Genomic DNA, 20473 nt, shown 5'->3' on the forward strand with positions numbered 1-20473 from the left:
AGATGAGTGCCGAAATGATCTATCAACACATTAACGATTCCGATGTTTCTGAAACATTAGACCAACAGCTCCGAGAATTACTTAGCCTCTGCTTTGTTAGTGGAAATGATGAGGAAATCTTCAAAAAACAGCGCTATTACAATGACATGCCACAGCACCGATATATGTTGTGGCAAGGCGATGAACTTGCTGCACATATTGCTGTGCATGAAAAGCAGGTCATAATTGATGAACAACCTAGCGCAATCTGTGGAATTGCCGAGGTTTGCGTTCACCCCAAATACCGAAAGCTAGGATTGGTTAAGCGTCTTTTAAAAGAAGTTCACCTCGATCGCGCTCAGCGTGGTGATGCGTTTTCGATATTATTTGGAGATGAGGAAGTGTATGGATCTAGTGGCTATCAATGCATACACAATTTAAAAGCACTAAACCCAAATCAAGAATGGACGGTCACCGGACATACAATGGTATTGTCCCTCAATAAGCAATGGCCGTCCATTGAGGTTAAACTGGTCGGTATCCCATTTTAACCCCTCGTGGCTAGAAGCTACTCAGCAACTTTGTTCCCCATATTTTTCGTGGCTTTCTTTTTTGAAGATAGCTCTTTGAAAATGACGTCCCATTGACTCGCAATCATCCCTAATAGCATCAAGCCACACCCAAATAACCCTCTGGTCGTCATACCTTCCGAGAGAAAAAGAATTCCCCCAATAAGTGCAAACACGGACTCCAAACTCATGATAATCGCCGCGTGTGCGGGTGGAGCGTCTTTCTGAGCGATAACTTGAAGGGTATACGCGGTGCCGACAGAACCAAGCCCACCATAGAGAATGGGAACGGTGGCTTGAAGTATTGGTTCCAGCATAATGGGTTCTTTGATGATGGCAACAATAAAGCTAAATAGGCCACACCAAGCAAATTGGATAGAGGCAAGAGTGACAGGCTCTACACGCTTGGAGAAGTGATCGATCGTTAACACATGCATGGCAAAGAATAGCGAACACGCCAATATTAGCAGGTCACCTTTGCCGATATAGAAGCCATCTTTTACGCTAATAAAATAGAGGCCGATTGCAGCAAATAGAGCACCAACCCAAGTCGCGGCTCCTGTTTTGTGTTTCAAAACTAGGCCTAAAATGGGGACTAACACAACATATAACCCTGTGATAAATCCTGCATTTCCAGCGGTGGTATATTGAAGGCCAACTTGCTGTAGTGACGCGCCGAGAAACAGGATCGTTCCTGCTAATAATCCCGCAATAAAGATACTCTGTTTATTGGTTGAGCCGCTTTGCGTGCTATTTGCTCTCTTTCTGTTGAGAAAATAGATTAGAGGCAGTAATGAGATCGAACCAAGAGCGAATCTGATTGCGTTATATAAGTAGGGACCAATGTAGTCCATCCCCTTAAGTTGAGCGACAAATGCGAAACCCCAGATAGCAGACGTGAGCAGTAAGAGAAGGTCGGAGCGTAGTGTTTTATTCGTCATAGTGGAGTTTTAAAGGTTGTTGTTATAGGTGGCAAAATCGAATGAGGAGCATAACACGGTTTTGTTTATTCTCACGATATAAAGATTGGCTCCAACTATTATTAATATGCATCTTATGGAACTTTCGTATTGACATATCAACGTTTCACATATATTGTCTGAAATCAGACTATCTTTTTACAGACTATCTCTTTTCGTACTAAATTCTCTTTCAGTTTTATATCTAGACATGCTTTATCAACACATACTTTAATTAAAAAATGAGCTGCTTTTATGATCAACTTGGACGCCGACGATATTCTGCTTTTGTTTCAGATTCCCCATCACTTTGTCCATCAACTGATGCACGATCATATTGTGCCGAGTGAGTTGGGGGTCAATAAGACAGAGATGCGTACTCTGATGTCGGTTCGCCGTGGTGGTGGACTCACAATGCTTGAGTTGGGGCACCGTGTTGGGATCCCTAAAGGTTCGTTAACGTCCGTCGTCGATAAGTTGATCACACTAGAATTGGTTGTACGCTCTCAGCACCCTGATGATAGACGAAAAGTCGTGGTAGCCATTACTGACAAGGGTTTGGAAACCGGTGAGCTCATGGATACCCACCTGCGTAACCATTTGGGGAAAAAGTTCATGGCACTAAGTGAAGAACAACGTACAGACCTTTTTCAAGCTCTTAGAACCATTCATAACATTTCAGAACAACTACAGGATTTAAAATGAAACGCGCAGCGAACTCAGATTTTTTAGGTAGCGATCCTCTTGTGCCGTTATTGATGCGGCTTTCCATTCCAGCGGTTGTCGGCATGATGGTTATGGCGCTGTACAATATCGTAGACAGCATTTTTGTTGGACTTGGTGCCGGAGCGTTGGCACTTGCAGGTCTGGCCATCGCGTTTCCGATTCAAATTACCCTTGGTGCTTTAGGTCAAATGGTTGGAGTAGGTTGTGCATCGATTGCGTCTCGAAAAATGGGACAGGGTAAACAAGAAGAAGCCGAAGCCGTTCTTGGGACGTGCATTGTATATTCTCTGGTGCTCGCGATTATTGCAACGTCAGTTTTAGCGTATACATTGGAAGATGCCTTAATTCTGTTTGGTGCGACGAAAGCGATTCTTCCTTACGCGAAAGGGTACGTGCAAATCCTTCTGATTGCAGTTCCGTTTCAAATGATGAGCATGTCTACTATGAACATGATCCGCTCTGAAGGAAATGCGAAGAAAGCGATGAACGTGATGCTTGTTGGCGTCGTCATTAATCTTATCTTGGACCCGATATTTATTTTCACCTTAGATATGGGAATCGAAGGGGCTGCGTGGGCAACGGTTATTGGCCAGACAACTAACTTCATTCTGGTATTTTCATACTATTTACGCGGGCAAGGTGTATTAAAACTGAAATTCACACACATGGTTCTTCGATTTAGGTTGGTAAGACAAGTTACCGTATTAGGTTTACCTAACTTTATTCAAATGGCGGGGACTGGGTTAATTGCGATTATTGTTAATAATTTACTCGGGACGTTTAGTGGTGATATTGCGATATCAACCTACGGGATTATTTCACGCTTAATGTCTTTCGTGATGATGCCATTGGGGGGAATCGCACAGGGGTTTCAACCTATCGCAGGTTATAATTATGGTGCTCAAAACTACCAACGAGTGAAAAAGGTATTTCAGCTAGCCTTAGCCTTTGGCACTGGGATTTCCGTGGTATTCTTTACTTTAGCTATGGTGTTACCGGGTAACCTTGTTGGGATGTTTACAACGGATCCTGAGCTAAAAGCGTATGCGATTCCGGCGCTGAAAACATTCTGTCTATGTACTCCTATCATTGGGGTACAAATCATTTCGTCGATCTATTTTCAGGCGATTGGCCGCGGAATGCCGGCACTTTTGCTCGGGCTATCGCGTCAATTTATTGTGCTGTTGCCAATGATATTGCTGCTTTCCCACTACTATCAGGCTGACGGTATCTGGATTGCGTTCCCTGCATCAGACTTGATTTCTACCTTACTCACGGTATCTATTGTGTTTTTTGAGATCAAGAAACTAAACAGAAAAATTGATATGTCGACGTATTCGGTATCGACGACAGTCCCATCTAAATAAGATTGAGCTCAAACTTGTTCTCACATAGGTTTGAGCTTGAATCGATCACGTAACCTTCAAGCTTTTATCGAACCACTCATAAAGTGTCTGAATGATGGGGCTGGACTGACGGTAAGAGGGTGCAAGGAAGTAAAACCCATAACCGCTCGCAAACGATAAGTTAAGTGGGTTGACCAACTCACCTGATGTTAAGGCGGCTTCTGCCAGAAAATCCGGTACAAGCGCGACGCCTTGTTTGTGCTTCGCCGCTTCTATCGACATGAAAAAATGCTCAAATCCATGATAGAAATTAGGGTTGCTAGACAGTTCGCCTTGATTGACTTGCTGACTAATGAACTGGTCCCAAATTTGTGGGCGAGTGGTGTGCATTAGCAACGGAAGTGCTAAAAGATCCGTGCTGTTTTCCATGGGGTGCGAATCAAGGAAATCACGGTGAACCAAAGGCAGCATGGTTTCTGAACGTAATAGAGTCGCATTATCGTGAGTTAATGATAAAGTCAAACATCGAATGGCAATATCGGCACTAGATTGATGAAATTGATAATATCCATCCCCTGAAATAATGTTGAGTTTCATATTGGGAACAAGTTGGTTGAGTTGCGTGAGGCGTGGAATCAACCAAAGATTACTGAAGGACGGTGTCACATCTATCGTGATGTGTTTGGTCTCTTGTGAAAACTGTTGTAAGCGAGACGTTGAGGTTTGAATTTGATCAAGGGCAGACATGATGGTGGGTAGATACTGACGTCCCTCTTCGGTGAGTTTTAAGCTGCCATTGATCCGATCAAATAAGGGAAGCTCCAAGTACTGTTCGAGAAGCTTAATTTGTTTACTGACGGCTCCTTGAGTGACACACAACTCCTTTGCCGCGAGAGAGAAACTCAATTTTCGAGCCGCAACTTCAAAGGTTTTCAGTGCATTAAGGGGAGGGAGTTTGTTGGGCATGTGATACCTATGAGTTTTTTTCATGCATCTTGATAATATATCGTTTGTTTGACTCGGTAAAGCTGTACTAATTTAAAGCACTCCTACGAAATAAAGGGCTCTAAATAAAATGCCGAATCATCTGTTTCAACGTCACTGCCACGTCAATTTGCCATTAGCTAAACAAGCGAAAGGAGTTTATCTCTACGATCAACATGGTAAAGCCTATTTCGATGGTAGCGGAGGAGCAGCCGTTTCTTGTTTAGGCCACAGCCACCCAGCAATACGTGAAGCATTGCACCAGCAGATCGATCAAGTCGCTTATGCCCATACCGGATTTTTTAATACCGAAGTTGCGGAAAACCTAGCAGAAAAACTAACCGCTGCTGCGCCAGGTTCACTGGATAAAGTGTATTTCGGATCGGGTGGTTCGGAAGCGGTAGAAGCGGCGCTAAAATTGGCTCGTCAGTACTTTGTTGAAAAGGGTGAACTGCAACGAACGCGATTTATCTCTCGTCGCCAAAGTTATCATGGCAACACTTTGGGGGCGCTTGCGGTTGGAGGAAATGCCCTGCGTCGCGCACCATTTTCATCGCTATTGATGGACGTGGAACATATTTCACCGTGTTTTGCCTACCGAAATAAAACTGATCAAGAAACGCATTTTGAATATGGTCAACGCGTTGCGAATGAACTTGAAGAACGTCTGCTTGCTGTTGGACCAGAAACAGTGATTGGCTTTATTGCCGAGCCTGTCGTTGGAGCAACAGCAGGAGCGGTTGTTGCTGAGCAAGGATATTTCAAACGCATTCGCCAGATTTGCGATAAATATGGGATTCTTTTGATCCTCGATGAGGTGATGTGTGGAATGGGACGAACAGGAACGCTGTTTGCTCACGAACAAGAAGACGTTACTGCGGATATTGTAACAATAGCGAAAGGACTTGGTGCGGGTTATCAACCGATTGGCGCGATGATCGCTACTAAAGAGATTCACGATACCATATCGCAAGGGTCTGGGTTCTTTCAACATGGACACACATACATGGGGCATGCGGTTGCGATGGCAGGATCGCTTGCCGTATTGAATGTGATTGAACAGGAAAATCTATTACCCAAGGTACGCAGTTTAGGTGAGTTACTGCAATCACAACTTGAAGAAAAATTTAATAATCATCCATTTATTGGGGATATTCGCGGGCGAGGTTTATTTAGAGGGATTGAGATTGTTGAAGACATTACAACCAAGCGACCTTTCGATTCTAGCACTGCAATTCATAGCCAGATAAAAGCAAAAGCAATGGAGCTGGGGCTGATTTGCTATCCAATGTCAGGTACTGCTGATGGTCAAAACGGTCACCATGTTTTGCTTGCCCCGCCATTTATTATGAATGAGTCCCATGTTAATGAATTAACGGATAAAATTTTTATTAGTATTGATTCAGTGACACAGGCTGCGTACAAAAAATAATAGGAAATTACGATGCAACAAACACAGTGTGATAGCGATAAAAGTACCATGGTTATCGTCGCGTTAAATGGCGCACGTAAAACCAAACAGGATCATCCGAATTTACCGATCACGGTTGAAGAGATTGTAAAGGAAGTTAAAGGTTGCGTTGAAGCCGGTGCCGCGATGGTACATTTGCACGCGCGAAACCAAGAAGGGCTGCATTCGCTTGAAATTGACGATAACGCCTTGATTCTCGATGTCGTGAGAGAGCAAGTTGGTGACAATGTAATTATCCAACTTACCACCGAAGCGGTTGGAATGTATCCGCCACAACAGCAGATGGACCTGATAAAAGCACTAAAACCTGAAGCTGCTTCATTTGCAATTTCAGAGTTGATTCCTTCGAAAAATCAGGAAATTGCAGCGAGTAAATTCTTTCATTGGGTAGCCGAAGAGGGAATTATCGCTCAATATATCCTTTACTCAGAACAACAGTTTGAATATTATCTAGATCTTGTTGAGCGAAACATTCTCCCTAATCATCACCATCACATACTTATAGTGTTGGGTCGATATGATAAAAACCAGCAGTCTGACCCGTCAGAATTAGCCCCGTTTGTTCCTTTGGTTGAAAAATTAAATGGCACACGGTGGGCGGTATGTGCTTTTGGGGAAAAGGAGCAAGCTTGTTTGTTAGAAGCCGCGAAATTAGGTGCCGATATTCGAATTGGGTTTGAAAATAACCTCTATGATACCGAAGGACACCTCGCCGAAAATAATCTGCAACAAGTGACCGCGATCAACGCAAAATTGGAAGAAAGCGGGCACTATTTGCTTTCTGCTCGTGATAGTAGAGCAATGTTTGTAAAATAAGTGTGTTTTATGGTCAAAACATCTGATTCATTTAACCAATGATTTATTAAAATGTTGTTGTTCTGTACGTTACCTTTCTAGAATCGAAATATGACAGTATTTCAATCATCTATGAATGGATAAAACTAAAACAAAATGGAGTTAAGCATGTTTTTAAAAAAACTCGCTCTAACCGCTCTGGTTGGAACCGCGCTAGTGAGTACCGCATCAATTGCAAGTACTAAACACGTTGTTATTGGTACTGGTGGACAGACAGGTGTTTATTATCAGGTAGGTGGAGCTATTTGCCGTCTAGTAAATAAGGGCACTTCGGATCATGAAATTAACTGTACTCACAAAACAGGTGGTTCAGTAACTAACATTAATGGTATTCGCTCTGGTGATGTTGATATGGGCGTTGCTCAGTCAGACTGGCAGTTCCATGCGTACAATGGTACGACTCCTGACAAATTCCCAGATGGTGCGTTTACAGACTTACGTGCCGTTTTCTCTGTGCATGCTGAACCGTTCACTGTGGTTGCACGTACTGATTCTGGTATCAAAACCTTTGAAGATCTAAAAGGTAAAAAAGTTAACGTTGGTAATCCAGGTTCTGGTCAACGTGGTACTATGGAAATCCTGATGGATAAAATGGGTTGGAAGATGGACGATTTTGCCATTGCTTCTGAACTCAAGTCGTCTGAACAAGCTGCAGCATTATGTGATGGCAAAGTAGACGCGATTATCTTTACTGCTGGCCACCCAAATGGTTCAATCAAAGAAGCGACCACTTCTTGTGATGCAGTTCTAATCCCAGTTGACAACGATGTTGCTAAGCAACTTGCTGCTGACAATGATTACTATGCGATGACAACTATCCCAGCAGGTATGTACAAAGGTACTGATACAGATACTGCGACTTTTGGTGTTGCGGCGACGTTTGTTAGCTCAACAGCGACTGACGAAGAGACAGTTTATCAAATGGTTAAAGCGGTATTTGATAACTTTAAACGCTTCAAAAAAATGCACCCAGCATTTGCACATCTTAAAGAAAGCGACATGATCATTAAGAACTTGTCAGCTCCGTTGCACGACGGTGCAGTTCGCTACTACAAAGAAAAAGGCTGGATGTAATTATTCAGTCGCGCTAAGTTAGTCGATATCAGTTGATACGCTGCTTAGTGCGTTAGTGAACCTTTTAATTTAATGTAAAACGGAGTTTTTTCTCCATTTCAAATTGGTGTGAAGTATTGAGTTATTCAATATTTCGCATCAATTTTTTGCCTCAAATGTTGTTGCATATTTGTCTCGCTACTTTTTAAAAATTTGCTTTATTAACTTTTCGTTATTAACAAAGCTAAGAAGAATTTAGAGACAGAGTTCACTATTTAAAAAACCAATTTATAACTGATTCGCAAGAAGCAATTTGCAGTGCGTATTCAATAAGAAAAAACATTGGAATAGGAAGTCACAGGATGATGACAAACGATACGACGAATACACAATTAGATGACAAGGAATTGCAAGACCTTGTTGCGTCGAATGATATGGGAGGGAGGAATCCAAGTAATAAATCGATTGTCAAGCTGATGGCTGGAGTCGCACTTGCTTGGTCTCTTTTCCAAATTTGGATCGCTTCTCCGTTACCGTATATGATCGGATGGGGCGTGTTTGCCAGCGGTGAGGCACGTTCTGTCCACCTCGGCTTTGCTATATTTTTAGCGTTTCTTGCTTATCCAGCTTTTAATCAATCTCCAAGGGATAAAGTACCAGCGCTTGATTGGGCGTTCGCAATTGTTGCATCTCTATGTGCTTTATATCCATTAATTGCCGATTCTCAATTGGTCGACCATTTGTTTGGTCTTCGCCTAAGTGATCGTCCAAGTGCTCCAAAACCGTTTGATATCGCGGTATCCATTGCGGGTATGATTTTACTACTCGAAGCCACACGACGAGCATTGGGCCCTCCTTTGATGGTCGTTGCGATGGTTTTTCTTGGCTATACCTTTTTGGGACCGTATGCACCAGAACTGATTGCGTGGAAAGGCGCTACGTTCGGCGGTGTGATGGATCACCAATGGCTTTTCTCTGAAGGCGTCTTCGGTATTGCGCTTGGCGTTTCAACGGATATGGTGTTCCTGTTTGTATTATTCGGTGCCTTACTAGACCGTGCAGGCGCGGGTAACTATTTCATTAAAGTAGCATTTTCATTAATGGGGCACCTACGGGGTGGACCAGCAAAAGCAGCTGTAGTGGCATCGGGAATGACTGGCTTGATCTCTGGTTCATCGATAGCAAACGTGGTCACCACGGGTACGTTTACCATTCCGATGATGAAACGAGTTGGCTTTTCTGCAGAGAAAGCCGGTGCCATTGAAGTGGCGTCGTCTGTGAATGGGCAAATTATGCCACCGGTAATGGGAGCTGCGGCTTTCCTTATGGTGGAATATGTCGACATCCCTTATTTTGAAGTGGTTAAAACCGCGTTCTTACCTGCAATTATTTCGTATATTGCCTTGGTGTATATTGTGCATCTCGAAGCAATGAAATCGAACATGCAAGGTCTGGTTCGTGACGAAAGTAGCCGTACGTTTAAAGATGTGTTGATGTCATGGGCAATGACATTGTTGCCGATCGTTGCGTTAGCAGGTGCTGCGGTATACCTTTCTGAGTTGTACGAAGTATTAGCCAGCAATGCAGCGAGATTGCTGTTTGTTCTCGCGGTAATTTTGATTCAGTTCGTCGTATTGCGCAGTGTGAAATCTTCTTTAACTGAGGATAAGTTAGCCAAGGTTTTCTCCGTTGGCGCAATGGTGCTTTGCAATACAGTTATTGGTGCATTTGGTCTGTTTTTCTTAATTGGATCGATCAAATCTCACATCCCAAGTGAACTGGTAGCTTGGGTGATCATTGCGATAGTTATCGTGGCTTATGTGATACTGGCGAAGATCAGTTCACAATATCCAGACTTAGAACTCGATGATCCGAACGCACCTGTTCAGCATTTGCCAAAAGCGGGTCCAACAGTGATGTCTGGTTTGCATTTCTTGCTTCCAGTACTAGTGTTGATCTGGTGTTTAATGATTGAACGCAACTCACCAAGCCTTTCAGCATTTTATGCCACAGCATTAATGATTTTCATTCTGGCGACTCAACGTTACTTGTTTGATTTCTTCCGTGGAAATAAGACAGACGGTGCCCTAAAACTTGGATTTTCCGAGCTGGTTGAAGGACTAATCGGTGGTGCTCGAAACATGATCGGTATCGGTATTGCTACGGCTGCTGCTGGGATTATCGTTGGTGCCGTTTCACAAACGGGTGTTGGTTTAAAGTTAGCAGCATTGGTTGAATTTCTGTCGATGGGGCATATCTTATTGATATTGCTTTGGACGGGTATTTTAAGCTTGATTCTTGGAATGGGCTTACCGACGACGGCGAACTATATTGTTGTTTCTTCGTTGCTTGCACCTGTTATCGTTAGCTTGGGTCAACAAAGTGGTCTGATTGTTCCATTGATTGCCGTGCATATGTTTGTGTTTTACTTCGGTATCATGGCAGACGTAACGCCTCCGGTCGGGCTGGCATCATTTGCGGCCGCCGCGGTCTCGGGAGGCGACCCAATTCGAACTGGATTTGTTGCGTTCTTCTATTCGCTTCGTACCGCACTATTGCCATTTTTGTTTATCTTCAACACAGATTTACTTCTGATTGATGTGACATTCCTACATGGCGTTATGATGTTTATTACCTCGACAGCGGCAATGTTGATCTTTACTGCTGCCACTCAAGGGTATTTCTTGACCAAGTCTAGGCTTTGGGAGTCATTTAGCTTGCTTCTTATTGCCTTTACCTTGTTCCGTCCAGGATTCTGGCTGGATTACGTTATGCCTCCATACGACGAGCACTCTGGCAAAGAGTTTGCGCAAGTGATGGAAAGCGTAACTCCAGGTACTGAACTTCGCGTGCAAGTTGATGGTCAAAATGACGTTGGCGACGCAGTTAAACTTACGATGTTAGTTGAAGTCAGCGAAGGTGAAACAGGACAAGAACGTTTGGAAAATTATGGCTTAGAATTGCTGCCTCAAGATGATGGCTCGATACTCGTCGATGGTATCGGGTTTGATAGTCCGGCGGAAAAAGTCGGTTTTGATTTTGACCAAATTGTTGAAGTTGTCGGTGTTCCAGCTGATCGCCCTGCAAGACAGTGGTTCTATATTCCAGCGCTACTCTTACTCGGTAGCATTGTTATGTTGCAGCGTCGTCGTCGGTTTAATGACAATGCGGCTGCTCAAAATAATGCAGCTGGATCTGCTTAACGCGATCGATATAAACTTCTAGTGGCTTTATCTACAAGAAGTCATTTACAAAAGGAGCGCAGCAGCGCTCCTTTTTATTTATGTTTGAGGTTTAGAACGCTTGAAAGTAATATGGAGTAATTTATATAACTAATTCTCATTAAGCTTATCATTTGATACTGCACTTTTTGCTTATTGTACGTGGTCGATGGATATATAAGATAATGAATTAATTGCTATATTTTGATGGAGTTACATGAATATTTCGAAATTGTCTAAGGTATATCACGGGTCTGTGCTGTTGTTTGGGCTTAGCCTTGTAGCGTGTGGCTCTAGTGAGTCGGGTGATTATTTAGAAAGCAACATTCCAATTGATAATGTTGCTAAACAACATCGTGTTTCAAATGATAACGTTATAGACGATTCTTTGCCTATAGCGGAATTAGTTAACAATTATCCTTTTGGTTCGGCATTACCAGCAGGTTTTGCTCGAAATAGCGTGTTTAAGCGAGAAGATCTTCAAGCCGTTGTCGTAGAACATTTCAATCAAATAACCGCAGAGAATGTAATGAAACCTTCAAATCTTCAACCAAGAGAAGGGGTGTTTAATTTTCAATATGCTGATGAGTTAGTAGAATTTGCGGAAGAGAATAACTTGTCGGTGCATGGTCATACCTTGGTCTGGCGGCATCAATCTCCTAAATTTATGGAGAATTGTTCAAGTTATCAACAGTGTAAAGGGTATTTAGTCAAACATATCGAGAACGTAGTAGGACACTATAATGGTAGGGTAATCAGTTGGGATGTTGTGAATGAAGCTTTTACTAATGTAGGAAAGTCTGGAGCCACATATCGAAATAAAGGTGGTAATGGGAGTTTTTGGTACCAGCAAATGGGTGCAGATTACATTCCAATTGCGTTTACTACCGCTCATTCGGTAGATAGAAATGCAGAGTTATATTATAACGATTACGGACTTGAAAGTAATAGAAGCAAACTAAATGCGGTATTAAATATGACCAAGGAATTATTGAGCGATTCTGTTCCAATTCACGGTATTGGCTTTCAAATGCATATCGATTTAGAATTTCCGACAATTGATGATATTGAGTATGCGCTTTCTAGAGCTGTTGAAACTGGTTTGAAAGTTAAAATTACAGAGTTAGATGTTGCGGCAAACAAAGAGAATAAATATGCTTCTTACACTAAAGAGCTAGCCTATCAATTGGAATCTCGTTATAGGGATATTGTTTCGACGTATCTTAAAGTAGTACCAGAAGACCAACGGGGAGGCATATCATTGTGGGGAGTTTCTGATTCAGATAGTTGGATCCCTCATAAGACAGGCTTTGATGACTGGCCGCTTTTATTTAATGACAAACTAGAAAAGAAGCGAGCCTATTATGGTGTTGCTGCTGCAATAAGAGATTTTGGGGACTAGATTCTTATCTCACCAATAATTAACCACCTAACAATTAATATTGTAAGGTGGTTAATTCCGGTTTGTGTTTCAATATTAACATTCAGAGGGATCCATATCATAAATAACTGTTAAGTTAAAAATCTACTTATTATTAAAATAAGACTAAAATGAACCATTGTTTTATTTTATTTGTAACTGGTTTCAAATATTTAAAAAGATAGATGCGTTACATTGGGAATGACAGGCTATATTGTGGCGCTGATTATTTCACTTCAATGGTTAAACTGCGCTTCATTTTTAACGGGTAGGAGCCCTGATATGAAACCTTTTCTGTGTGATGATTTTTTACTGACTAACGATACAGCAAAAACGCTTTATCACAGTTACGCTAAACACCTCCCGATTATCGACTATCACAATCACCTAAGTGCCCAAGAAATTCATGACGACATTATGTTTGAGAATATTGCTCAAGCATGGCTAGGGCATGACCATTACAAATGGCGTGCGATGCGCAGTAATGGCATTGATGAATCGTTGATTACTGGTGATGCCGATGAATTCGATAAGTTTCAAAGTTGGTGTGCGACGGTCCCGCAACTGATTGGCAATCCATTATATGCGTGGACTCACATGGAATTGCGTCGTTATTTTGGTGTCGATACGATTATCAATGCTCAAAATAGTAAAGCGATTTGGGATGACGTAAATCCTAAAATTTCGACGGAAAGTTATTCGGCTCGTAACTTGTTACGCATGATGAATGTTGAATCACTTTGTACCACTGATGACCCTCTAGATGATTTGAAATATCACAAAGGGTTATCCGAATCGGACTTCGAGATCAAAGTATTACCAACTTTCCGAGCTGACCCACTTTATAACATCGATCGTCATGAAGCTTTCCGAGCATGGATAAGTAAGTTATCGGCAATCACCCAGCTAGACGTGACTGATATCGGCCAGTTGTTTGCAGCGTTGAACTTACGCTTTGATTACTTTCATCAGGCGGGTTGTCGCTTATCAGACATGGGGCTAGCTGAAGTCGCATTTGTGGAATGTTCCTTGGAAGATGCGAATGCTGCATTAAAGAAAGTCCTGTTGGGAGAAGAGATCTCAGATTTAGAAGCGGCTCAGTTTAAAACTCAAATCTTTCAATTTATTGGCAGTAAGAACCATGCATTAGAGTGGACGTTTCAACTGCATATCGGCGTTCTCCAAGACCCCAATAAACGCCGCCTAAAAGAGGTTGGACCCGCGACAGGTTTCAGTGCGATTAACGACAGCTGCTTTGCGAAAAATCTCAGTTGTTTATTGAATGGGCTCGATCTTAATAAAAACATGCCACAGACGATTATTTATTGTTTAAATCCTAGAGATAATCATGTTCTCGGTACTTTGATAGGTTCTTTTCAAGACAGCGACGCCTCGCCGGGTAAAATTCAATTTGGCGCTGCGTGGTGGTTTAACGATCAAAAAGAAGGAATGATTGAGCAGCTTAAAACCTTAGCCAACCTTGGTTTGTTAGGCCGATTTGTTGGCATGCTAACGGACTCACGCAGTTTATTATCCTTCCCTCGACATGAATATTTCCGCCGCATTTTATGTAATCTCATCGGAGAGTGGGTAGAGCAAGGTGAACTGCCTAATGACGAAGCATTACTAAAGGAGACTGTGGAAGCTATTTGTTACGGGAATGCGAAAGAATATTTTGATCTTTAGTCGGAAACAGGCGCTAGCAGTATCAAAAATATTGTCACTTCGATGATCCTGGTGTTTGAAATTATTGTATGTGTGAATGAGGTTTAGAACGGATGCTTCAGTTTACTGATTCTGAAATGGCTCATATAAAAAGCCGATGTAGCCAAGCGATGACCGATGCGATTATCGCGAAAAACCAAACAGTGATTGAGACAGATACACTCGTTCCTCCCGATGCTCGAGCAACGTGGAATCATTACTTTTTTTGCCCTGAACATGGTGTTAGGTTGGAATGGGATCGTCACAATCAGACAGAGCATCGTTGCCCGGTTGATGGAAAGGTATTTACTGGCGAACCGTATGATGGTGCTTGGTGGCGTTGGCTTAACGGGCTCAATGCAAGAGCGTGTAATGACTTAGGGTTATTATGGCATTTAACGGGAAGCGATGTTTATCTGGAGAAAGTGAAATCGATTCTATTAGGTTATGCCGATGTGTATCCAGAGTATGAAGAGCATGGTGGGATTCCCTATAATAACCCGGGAAAAGCCAATTCTCAGACATTGTGTGAAGCGAATTGCCATATTGATTTTGCTCGAGGCTACGATTTTATAAAGCAAAGCCTTTCGAATAATGAACAAATGCATATTGAACAGAATCTACTCCGCGAAGGTGCTGAATTTATGATGCAGTATCGCACACCTCAAATTCACAATCATGAAATGAAAATTGGTTCGACCATCGGTGTGATAGGGCTGCTACTCGATGATAGGGAGTTAATCGACTTTGCGGTGGAAGCGAAGTATGGATTGCGTTACCAGATGGATCACGGCCTCGTTGGTGAAGGTATGTGGTTTGAAGGCTCGGTGCATTATCACTACTATGCGCTTCAAGCGTTAATGGGTTTTGAGTTAATGGCTCGTAAAACGCAATATTCGTTAAAATCGCACGCCAATTTCCACACGTTTCTCGCTTATCCGCTGAAGTTGATTATGCTAGATGGGCATTTCCCACTAATCAACGATTGCGTGGCTGGGCAGGAAGTCTTTACTAATGCAGATTTGTTTGAATATGCGTACGCTGAGTTCAATGATCCAATATTTGGTCGTGCTCTAAAAAGTATTTACAACAACATCAGTCGCGATAATCTTGACGCTTTGTTATACGGGGTCGAAAAAATACCGGATGAACTAACACCATTAACGGTTGAGCCCTTACATGCTCCGGTGGCGGGGTTGACGAAAATCGTCGATGTTTCCAATCAGAATATGCTGTTGCTGAAGCACGCTCCGTTTGGTGGTGAGCATGATCACTATGATCGATTAGGCTTAATTTTGTTTCGCCACGGCCATCAATTGCTGCCAGACCTTGGAACCTGCGGCTATGGCGCAGAACTGCATTATGGCTATTATAAAAACTCTGTAACTCACAATACGTTGGCGGTGAATCAACAGAATCAGCCACCAGCAAATCCCAAAGTGCTTAGCTATCAACAAAGCGACGACTGGGTATTACTCGATACTTTAGTAGATTGGAGTGAGCCCTATCCGGGTGTTGATAGTCATACTATTGTGCAATGGAGTGATGAAGCTTATCGAGACGTGAAATTTCGCCGTACGATATTTTGGCAAAATGATGTGATGATTCAAGTCGATCACGTTGATAATTCTCATCGGGCCGAACTTGATCTAGTGTGGCATTTTCGAGCAAAACATCACCGGTGTACTGCACATAACAAAATTGACAATGTGTTCACCGAAGGCCCGCTTAGCTACCTGAGTGACGGTTATTCTCGTTCAATTCTAGGGGTGGTTCGCGAGCAATTTCAAGTTGCAAACGAAGCCAAACCGTACCAGTGTTTTATTTCTGCTAACGGAAGTCTGTTGTTTGGAGAGGGGCCGGATAATCCAGCGACTCAAAACCTAGCGTATATGCTATGCCGAAGCAGTGACAGTATTCTACGTTCTGTCGTTGTGCATGATTTGACCAATCAAAGCACAATTGACAAAGTATCGGTGGAATGGAACCAAGATAATGTTACTTTGATGCTAGAAGGTGGGAAAGTTAAGCGAGAATTGAAATTGATGTTTGAAGAGTCGGGCTGTTCTGTATGGAACTAACCTCGAAGCCGATGTTGGCAGTAGATTGTCGAAATACGCTCGGTGAAGGTGTGGTATGGAGTGAAGCTCGAAATAGTGTCTTCTGGACGGATATAGAAGGGCGACAACTTTGGGAGTATTCACCTCAATCCGGTGTTTCAAAATCCCGTGCAATGCCATCACGCTTATGTGCTTTTATGTTCAGAGATAAGAACACGTTACTGGCGGCATTTGATAAGTACGTGGCGTTATATTCACTTAATGATTCTAAGGTAACCCATTTATTCGACTTTGAGCCGGATAATCCACATAGCCGCATGAATGATGGAAAATGCGACCCTTATGGTAATTTCATTGTCGGCGGCATTAATGAATCTGATGATGATGCCTTTCGTTCGTCTGTTATTAAAATAGACCCTGATTTCAACATTACGACATTACTGACTAATGTGACGTGCAGCAATAGTATTTGTTTTTCGCCAGATGGTAAGACGATGTATTTTGCAGATACACCAGAGAAGCAAATTTTGGCCTATCCATACTCTTCAGATAGCACACAGCTTTCCAATCCTCGCTGCGTTTATCACGGAGAGGGTGATCTTTCATTTCCCGATGGAGCGACAGTCGACGAGCAAGGGTTCCTATGGTGTGCGATGTGGGGAGGAGGATCAGTAATTCGCATTGACCCAATATCCGGTCAAATAGACACAAGAATCGACCTCCCAGTTAAGAATCCCACATGTGTCGCATTTGGTGGGGTGACAATGAATACATTGTTTATTACGTCTTCGACGCTACAGATGAGCGACGAGGAACAATTGGCAATGCCATACTCAGGTGGTTTATTCTTGGTCGATGTTGGTCCTTTAGGGTGATTGAACTTTGCTCATTGGAATAAAAAGAGCGGTCAATTTTATGTATTCCGTGATCCTACATCGGACATTGTTTTTCTAGATTAGCTATTTTTAATGGGTAAAGAGTACTATTTTTTGAAGTGTTGATTAGGTATCTATAGAGAATCGATACAAATTTCACATCTTATTTATTTTTGCATTAAGCCATCAAATGGAGAGTTATATGGTTAAAAAAATTGGAGTACTTACAAGTGGTGGTGATGCGCCTGGTATGAATGCTGCGGTTCGTGCAGTGGTACGTGAAGGGCAACACCAAGGACTAGAAGTGTACGGTGTGTTTGATGGTTATGCTGGCTTGCATCAAAATAAGATCAAAAAACTAGAGCGCCAATCGGTATCGGATGTGATCAATCGTGGTGGTACATTTTTAGGTTCGGCACGTTTTCCTGAATTCAAAGAAGAGAGCGTGAGAGCTGAAGCTATCGAAAATCTCAAAAAGCATGGGATAGAAGCGCTCGTTGTGATTGGCGGTGATGGCTCCTATATGGGGGCATCTAAATTGACAGAGATGGGTTACCCCTGCATTGGTATCCCAGGAACCATCGATAACGACATTCCAGGAACAACGTATACCATTGGTTATGATACTTCTCTAAACACGGTGGTTGAAGCTATCGATCGCTTGAGAGATACATCAGCGTCTCATAAACGGATATCTCTTGTTGAAATTATGGGGCGCTATTGTGGTGACCTGACATTGCGAGCGGCCGTAGCTGGCGGTGTCGAATTTGTTGTGGTCCCAGAACAGGTATACGATGAAGCAGAAATTATTAATCGTATACAAGCAGGTATCGATAAAGGTAAAAAGCATGCTTTGGTAGCGGTGTGCGAACATGTTACTGATATCGAAGCGTTAGCCCGTAATATAGAAGCCAGCACCGGGCATGAAACTCGCGCGACGATTCTAGGTCATATACAACGTGGTGGTAAACCAACAGCACGAGATAGAATTATTGCCAGTCGTATGGGATCGTACGCGGTTAAACTGTTGATTGAAGGACATGGGGGACGTTGTGTTGGAATGATGAATTCTCAAATGGTGCATCATGACATTATTGATTGTATTTCCACAATGAAACGACCATTTAATCAAGAGTTGTATGATCTTTCAAACTCACTGTTTTAATGGTCGCCAAATAGCCGTATACAACATGTACAAGTAGCCATGTTGCATCAGGATAAAAGAACTATTAAATATTTGATGTCACTCACAAAAAGATGGCCAGTTTATAGTGGTCATCTTTTTTTTATTCTAAGCGATGCAAATCAAGTTCTCGTCATCGTCTCCTAGTTAGTCGACATTTCATCAAGCCTATTCAATTCACCCTCGCATTATTTACAAGTAGAACCTAATATTAAAGTAAGATTATTGTTCTATATTGTATTTGTTATTGTTTGAGTGTTAATTGATAGATTAGTTAATATTTATGCTCTGACACGTTGTTATTGACTCACTCTCGGGGAATGAATCGGTTGCTAAATGAGATGTTGAAAAATAACTTTTTTCGTAGCATTCGAATGAAGGTCGTTATTTTATATTGCGTCCTAACAGTCTTATTTACGACGGCTCTGCTATTTACGCTTTATGTAAATGAGAAGGATCGCGTCTTGAATTTGGCATTAGACAGTTCTGCTGAAATTTCACGCTTGCATGCGACGTTACTGAGCCATGAATTTACACAGTATGTTGCAATGCTGAAGATGGTAAGTGAAGAGCCTAGAATTAAAGAAGGTGATGTTGATCATATCCTCGAAGACGTAAAAAGACTTGTGACATTGGGAAATGGTGATTTTATCAATGCTGTTTATCTTGATAGTGACTTCACCTTATATGATGCGAAGGGCAATGTAGGAAAGGCTAAGTATTCAAAGATCTTAAAAGCAAAAGATTGGGAAGGTAAGGAATTCAACATAACATCGCCACTAAAGAGTATTTTTGAAAATGAGTTGATCATTATGGTAGCTGTTCCTATTCGCGATTATTCAGGAATGTGGAAGGGGTCATTGGCTGTTGCATTGGATGTTCACCGTTTGATTGAACGAGTCTCTTCGATTAAATTGAAAAATGGAAGTTATGCGTGGTTAGCCAATGGGAATGGGGATGTCATTTTGCATCCAAATCCGAAAGTTATTATGAAAGCGAATATAGCCAAGGCAGCACAATCTGGTTTTTTAGGGTTTGAAGAAACGTTAGAAAAGGTAAAAACCCAAGATCATGGCTATGGTCGCTTTAGAGATACAAATATTAATGAAAATAAAGTCATTACTTTTTCTAAAGTCGATGAGATTCCGGGGTGGGTTTTGTTTGTGACGACGATAGAGAGTGAAATTTTCAGCGATATCTACGCAATCGTATACAACGTATTCCTTGTATCAAATATATTGATGCTTGTATTTATGTATCTACTCAGCAAATTCGCGAAAAAAATTACAGAGCCGATTGCGAGATTGACATACGAAGTAAGAGTTTCTGCCGTAAGTAACAACCAATCGATTACTGTGATTGATTCGAATGACGAAATAGGGCTATTATCACGCGCGTTTTCTCAAAGCCTAAGAAAAATTCGTCAACATACCAGTCAGTTAGAATCATTGGTGTCTGAAAGAACGAAAGAAATTGAGGCTAAGAACCTCACTCTTGCTACTCAAAATAAAAAGCTTGAGGAACTTGCTTCGAAAGATCCTTTGACACAACTCTATAACCGACGCGCTTTCTACGTTTTTTTAGAAAAAGAGATCGCTAGAGTGAATCGTCACGGCGGTAATGTGTGTTTGGTGATGATAGATTTAGACCACTTTAAACTCATTAACGACAATCATGGTCATGATGTCGGGGATGAAGTGTTGTGCAGTATCGCTGATTGTATTTCAATGAATTCAAGAAAAGAAAACGTGATCTGCCGCTGGGGAGGTGAAGAGTTTGTCGTATTAATTCCTGAAGCAAACCTTGAGGCTGGAATGATGTACCTTGAAGGCTTGCTGAAGAAAGTAAACACGTTGAAAGTAAGAGAAAAGTATAAAGTGACATTTAGTGCTGGAATTTCTGAGTTTATATTGAGAGAGCAACCAGAGCAGTGGATAAAACGAATTGATGAAGCACTGTACCAAGCTAAAGAAGCCGGACGAAATCGAATCGTATCGGCTTAGTTTAGACAAATAAACGAGTTTGATAGAGCTCTCTTTAAATAAAGGGATGCAGCAGAGCAGAGGTG

The 20473-nt window shown here is 42.1% G+C and carries 15 protein-coding genes; 13 read left to right on the plus strand and 2 right to left on the minus strand.

Annotated features, from left to right (window positions below):
* Positions 1–2 precede the first annotated feature (2 nt).
* Entirely contained in the window at positions 3–530 is a 528-nt protein-coding gene (locus ACXJY6_RS07105; RefSeq protein ID WP_458767843.1) for a GNAT family N-acetyltransferase, read from the plus strand.
* A gap of 17 nt (positions 531–547) precedes the next feature.
* Here the strand turns inward: ACXJY6_RS07105 and ACXJY6_RS07110 are convergent, their stop codons facing one another.
* Entirely contained in the window at positions 548–1489 is a 942-nt protein-coding gene (locus ACXJY6_RS07110) for a DMT family transporter (protein ID WP_458767844.1), read from the minus strand.
* A 273-nt stretch (positions 1490–1762) separates the two neighbouring features.
* On the opposite strand from ACXJY6_RS07110, the gene ACXJY6_RS07115 reads away from it, so the two are divergent.
* Both ACXJY6_RS07115 and ACXJY6_RS07120 read left to right on the plus strand, forming a co-directional pair.
* Positions 1763–2212 (plus strand): MarR family winged helix-turn-helix transcriptional regulator, encoded by a 450-nt coding sequence (locus ACXJY6_RS07115; protein WP_458767845.1) that lies wholly within the window; start codon positions 1763–1765, stop codon positions 2210–2212.
* Positions 2209–3600: an MATE family efflux transporter gene (locus ACXJY6_RS07120; RefSeq protein ID WP_458767846.1), complete on the plus strand. Its 1392-nt coding sequence runs from the start codon at positions 2209–2211 to the stop codon at positions 3598–3600. The genes ACXJY6_RS07115 and ACXJY6_RS07120 overlap by 4 nt, the downstream gene beginning before the upstream one ends.
* Before the next feature lie 45 nt (positions 3601–3645).
* Here the strand turns inward: ACXJY6_RS07120 and ACXJY6_RS07125 are convergent, their stop codons facing one another.
* Complete coding sequence (locus ACXJY6_RS07125) at positions 3646–4545, minus strand: LysR substrate-binding domain-containing protein (protein WP_458767847.1); 900 nt, start codon at positions 4543–4545, stop codon at positions 3646–3648.
* Positions 4546–4654: 109 nt separating this feature from the next.
* On the opposite strand from ACXJY6_RS07125, the gene ACXJY6_RS07130 reads away from it, so the two are divergent.
* The 10 genes from ACXJY6_RS07130 to ACXJY6_RS07175 all read left to right on the plus strand — a co-directional run bounded on the left by ACXJY6_RS07130 (position 4655) and on the right by ACXJY6_RS07175 (position 20408).
* Positions 4655–5995: an aspartate aminotransferase family protein gene (locus ACXJY6_RS07130; protein ID WP_458767848.1), complete on the plus strand. Its 1341-nt coding sequence runs from the start codon at positions 4655–4657 to the stop codon at positions 5993–5995.
* A 12-nt stretch (positions 5996–6007) separates the two neighbouring features.
* Positions 6008–6850 carry a beta-keto acid cleavage family enzyme gene (locus ACXJY6_RS07135; protein WP_458767849.1) on the plus strand — a complete coding sequence of 281 codons (843 nt, stop codon included), beginning with the start codon at positions 6008–6010 and terminating at the stop codon, positions 6848–6850.
* Positions 6851–6997: 147 nt separating this feature from the next.
* Positions 6998–7963, plus strand: coding sequence for a TAXI family TRAP transporter solute-binding subunit (locus ACXJY6_RS07140; RefSeq protein ID WP_456049454.1), 966 nt, complete (start codon positions 6998–7000; stop codon positions 7961–7963).
* Between the two features lie 341 nt (positions 7964–8304).
* Positions 8305–11145, plus strand: a complete 2841-nt coding sequence (locus ACXJY6_RS07145) for a TRAP transporter permease (RefSeq protein WP_458767851.1) — start codon at positions 8305–8307, stop codon at positions 11143–11145.
* A 235-nt stretch (positions 11146–11380) separates the two neighbouring features.
* Positions 11381–12565 (plus strand): endo-1,4-beta-xylanase, encoded by a 1185-nt coding sequence (locus ACXJY6_RS07150; protein ID WP_458767852.1) that lies wholly within the window; start codon positions 11381–11383, stop codon positions 12563–12565.
* Positions 12566–12865: 300 nt separating this feature from the next.
* On the plus strand, positions 12866–14269 hold the full coding sequence (uxaC, locus tag ACXJY6_RS07155) for a glucuronate isomerase (RefSeq protein ID WP_458767853.1): 1404 nt from the start codon (positions 12866–12868) through the stop codon (positions 14267–14269).
* Positions 14270–14385: 116 nt separating this feature from the next.
* The gene (locus ACXJY6_RS07160; RefSeq protein ID WP_458767854.1) at positions 14386–16368 is read left to right on the plus strand and encodes a heparinase II/III domain-containing protein; all 1983 of its coding nucleotides are present in this window, start codon (positions 14386–14388) and stop codon (positions 16366–16368) included.
* Complete coding sequence (locus ACXJY6_RS07165; protein ID WP_458767855.1) at positions 16359–17222, plus strand: SMP-30/gluconolactonase/LRE family protein; 864 nt, start codon at positions 16359–16361, stop codon at positions 17220–17222. Before ACXJY6_RS07160 ends, ACXJY6_RS07165 begins: the two co-directional genes overlap by 10 nt.
* 202 nt (positions 17223–17424) lie before the next feature.
* Positions 17425–18387: a 6-phosphofructokinase gene (gene pfkA, locus ACXJY6_RS07170; RefSeq protein WP_458767856.1), complete on the plus strand. Its 963-nt coding sequence runs from the start codon at positions 17425–17427 to the stop codon at positions 18385–18387.
* A 482-nt stretch (positions 18388–18869) separates the two neighbouring features.
* Entirely contained in the window at positions 18870–20408 is a 1539-nt protein-coding gene (locus ACXJY6_RS07175) for a sensor domain-containing diguanylate cyclase (protein ID WP_458767858.1), read from the plus strand.
* The last annotated feature ends 65 nt before the right edge of the window (positions 20409–20473 follow it).

Source organism: Vibrio phycocola (genome assembly GCF_054404255.1).

What these genes read in the sequence shown, in the direction of transcription:
- ACXJY6_RS07110 (WP_458767844.1), bottom strand. Translation starts at nt 1,489, where the DNA reads ATGACGAATAAAACACTACGCTCCGACCTTCTCTTACTGCTCACGTCT.
- ACXJY6_RS07130 (WP_458767848.1), top strand. Translation starts at nt 4,655, where the DNA reads ATGCCGAATCATCTGTTTCAACGTCACTGCCACGTCAATTTGCCATTA.
- pfkA (WP_458767856.1), top strand. Translation starts at nt 17,425, where the DNA reads ATGGTTAAAAAAATTGGAGTACTTACAAGTGGTGGTGATGCGCCTGGT.
- ACXJY6_RS07150 (WP_458767852.1), top strand. Translation starts at nt 11,381, where the DNA reads ATGAATATTTCGAAATTGTCTAAGGTATATCACGGGTCTGTGCTGTTG.
- ACXJY6_RS07135 (WP_458767849.1), top strand. Translation starts at nt 6,008, where the DNA reads ATGCAACAAACACAGTGTGATAGCGATAAAAGTACCATGGTTATCGTC.
- ACXJY6_RS07105 (WP_458767843.1), top strand. Translation starts at nt 3, where the DNA reads ATGAGTGCCGAAATGATCTATCAACACATTAACGATTCCGATGTTTCT.
- ACXJY6_RS07120 (WP_458767846.1), top strand. Translation starts at nt 2,209, where the DNA reads ATGAAACGCGCAGCGAACTCAGATTTTTTAGGTAGCGATCCTCTTGTG.
- ACXJY6_RS07145 (WP_458767851.1), top strand. Translation starts at nt 8,305, where the DNA reads ATGATGACAAACGATACGACGAATACACAATTAGATGACAAGGAATTG.
- ACXJY6_RS07165 (WP_458767855.1), top strand. Translation starts at nt 16,359, where the DNA reads ATGGAACTAACCTCGAAGCCGATGTTGGCAGTAGATTGTCGAAATACG.
- uxaC (WP_458767853.1), top strand. Translation starts at nt 12,866, where the DNA reads ATGAAACCTTTTCTGTGTGATGATTTTTTACTGACTAACGATACAGCA.
- ACXJY6_RS07125 (WP_458767847.1), bottom strand. Translation starts at nt 4,545, where the DNA reads ATGCCCAACAAACTCCCTCCCCTTAATGCACTGAAAACCTTTGAAGTT.
- ACXJY6_RS07160 (WP_458767854.1), top strand. Translation starts at nt 14,386, where the DNA reads ATGGCTCATATAAAAAGCCGATGTAGCCAAGCGATGACCGATGCGATT.
- ACXJY6_RS07140 (WP_456049454.1), top strand. Translation starts at nt 6,998, where the DNA reads ATGTTTTTAAAAAAACTCGCTCTAACCGCTCTGGTTGGAACCGCGCTA.
- ACXJY6_RS07115 (WP_458767845.1), top strand. Translation starts at nt 1,763, where the DNA reads ATGATCAACTTGGACGCCGACGATATTCTGCTTTTGTTTCAGATTCCC.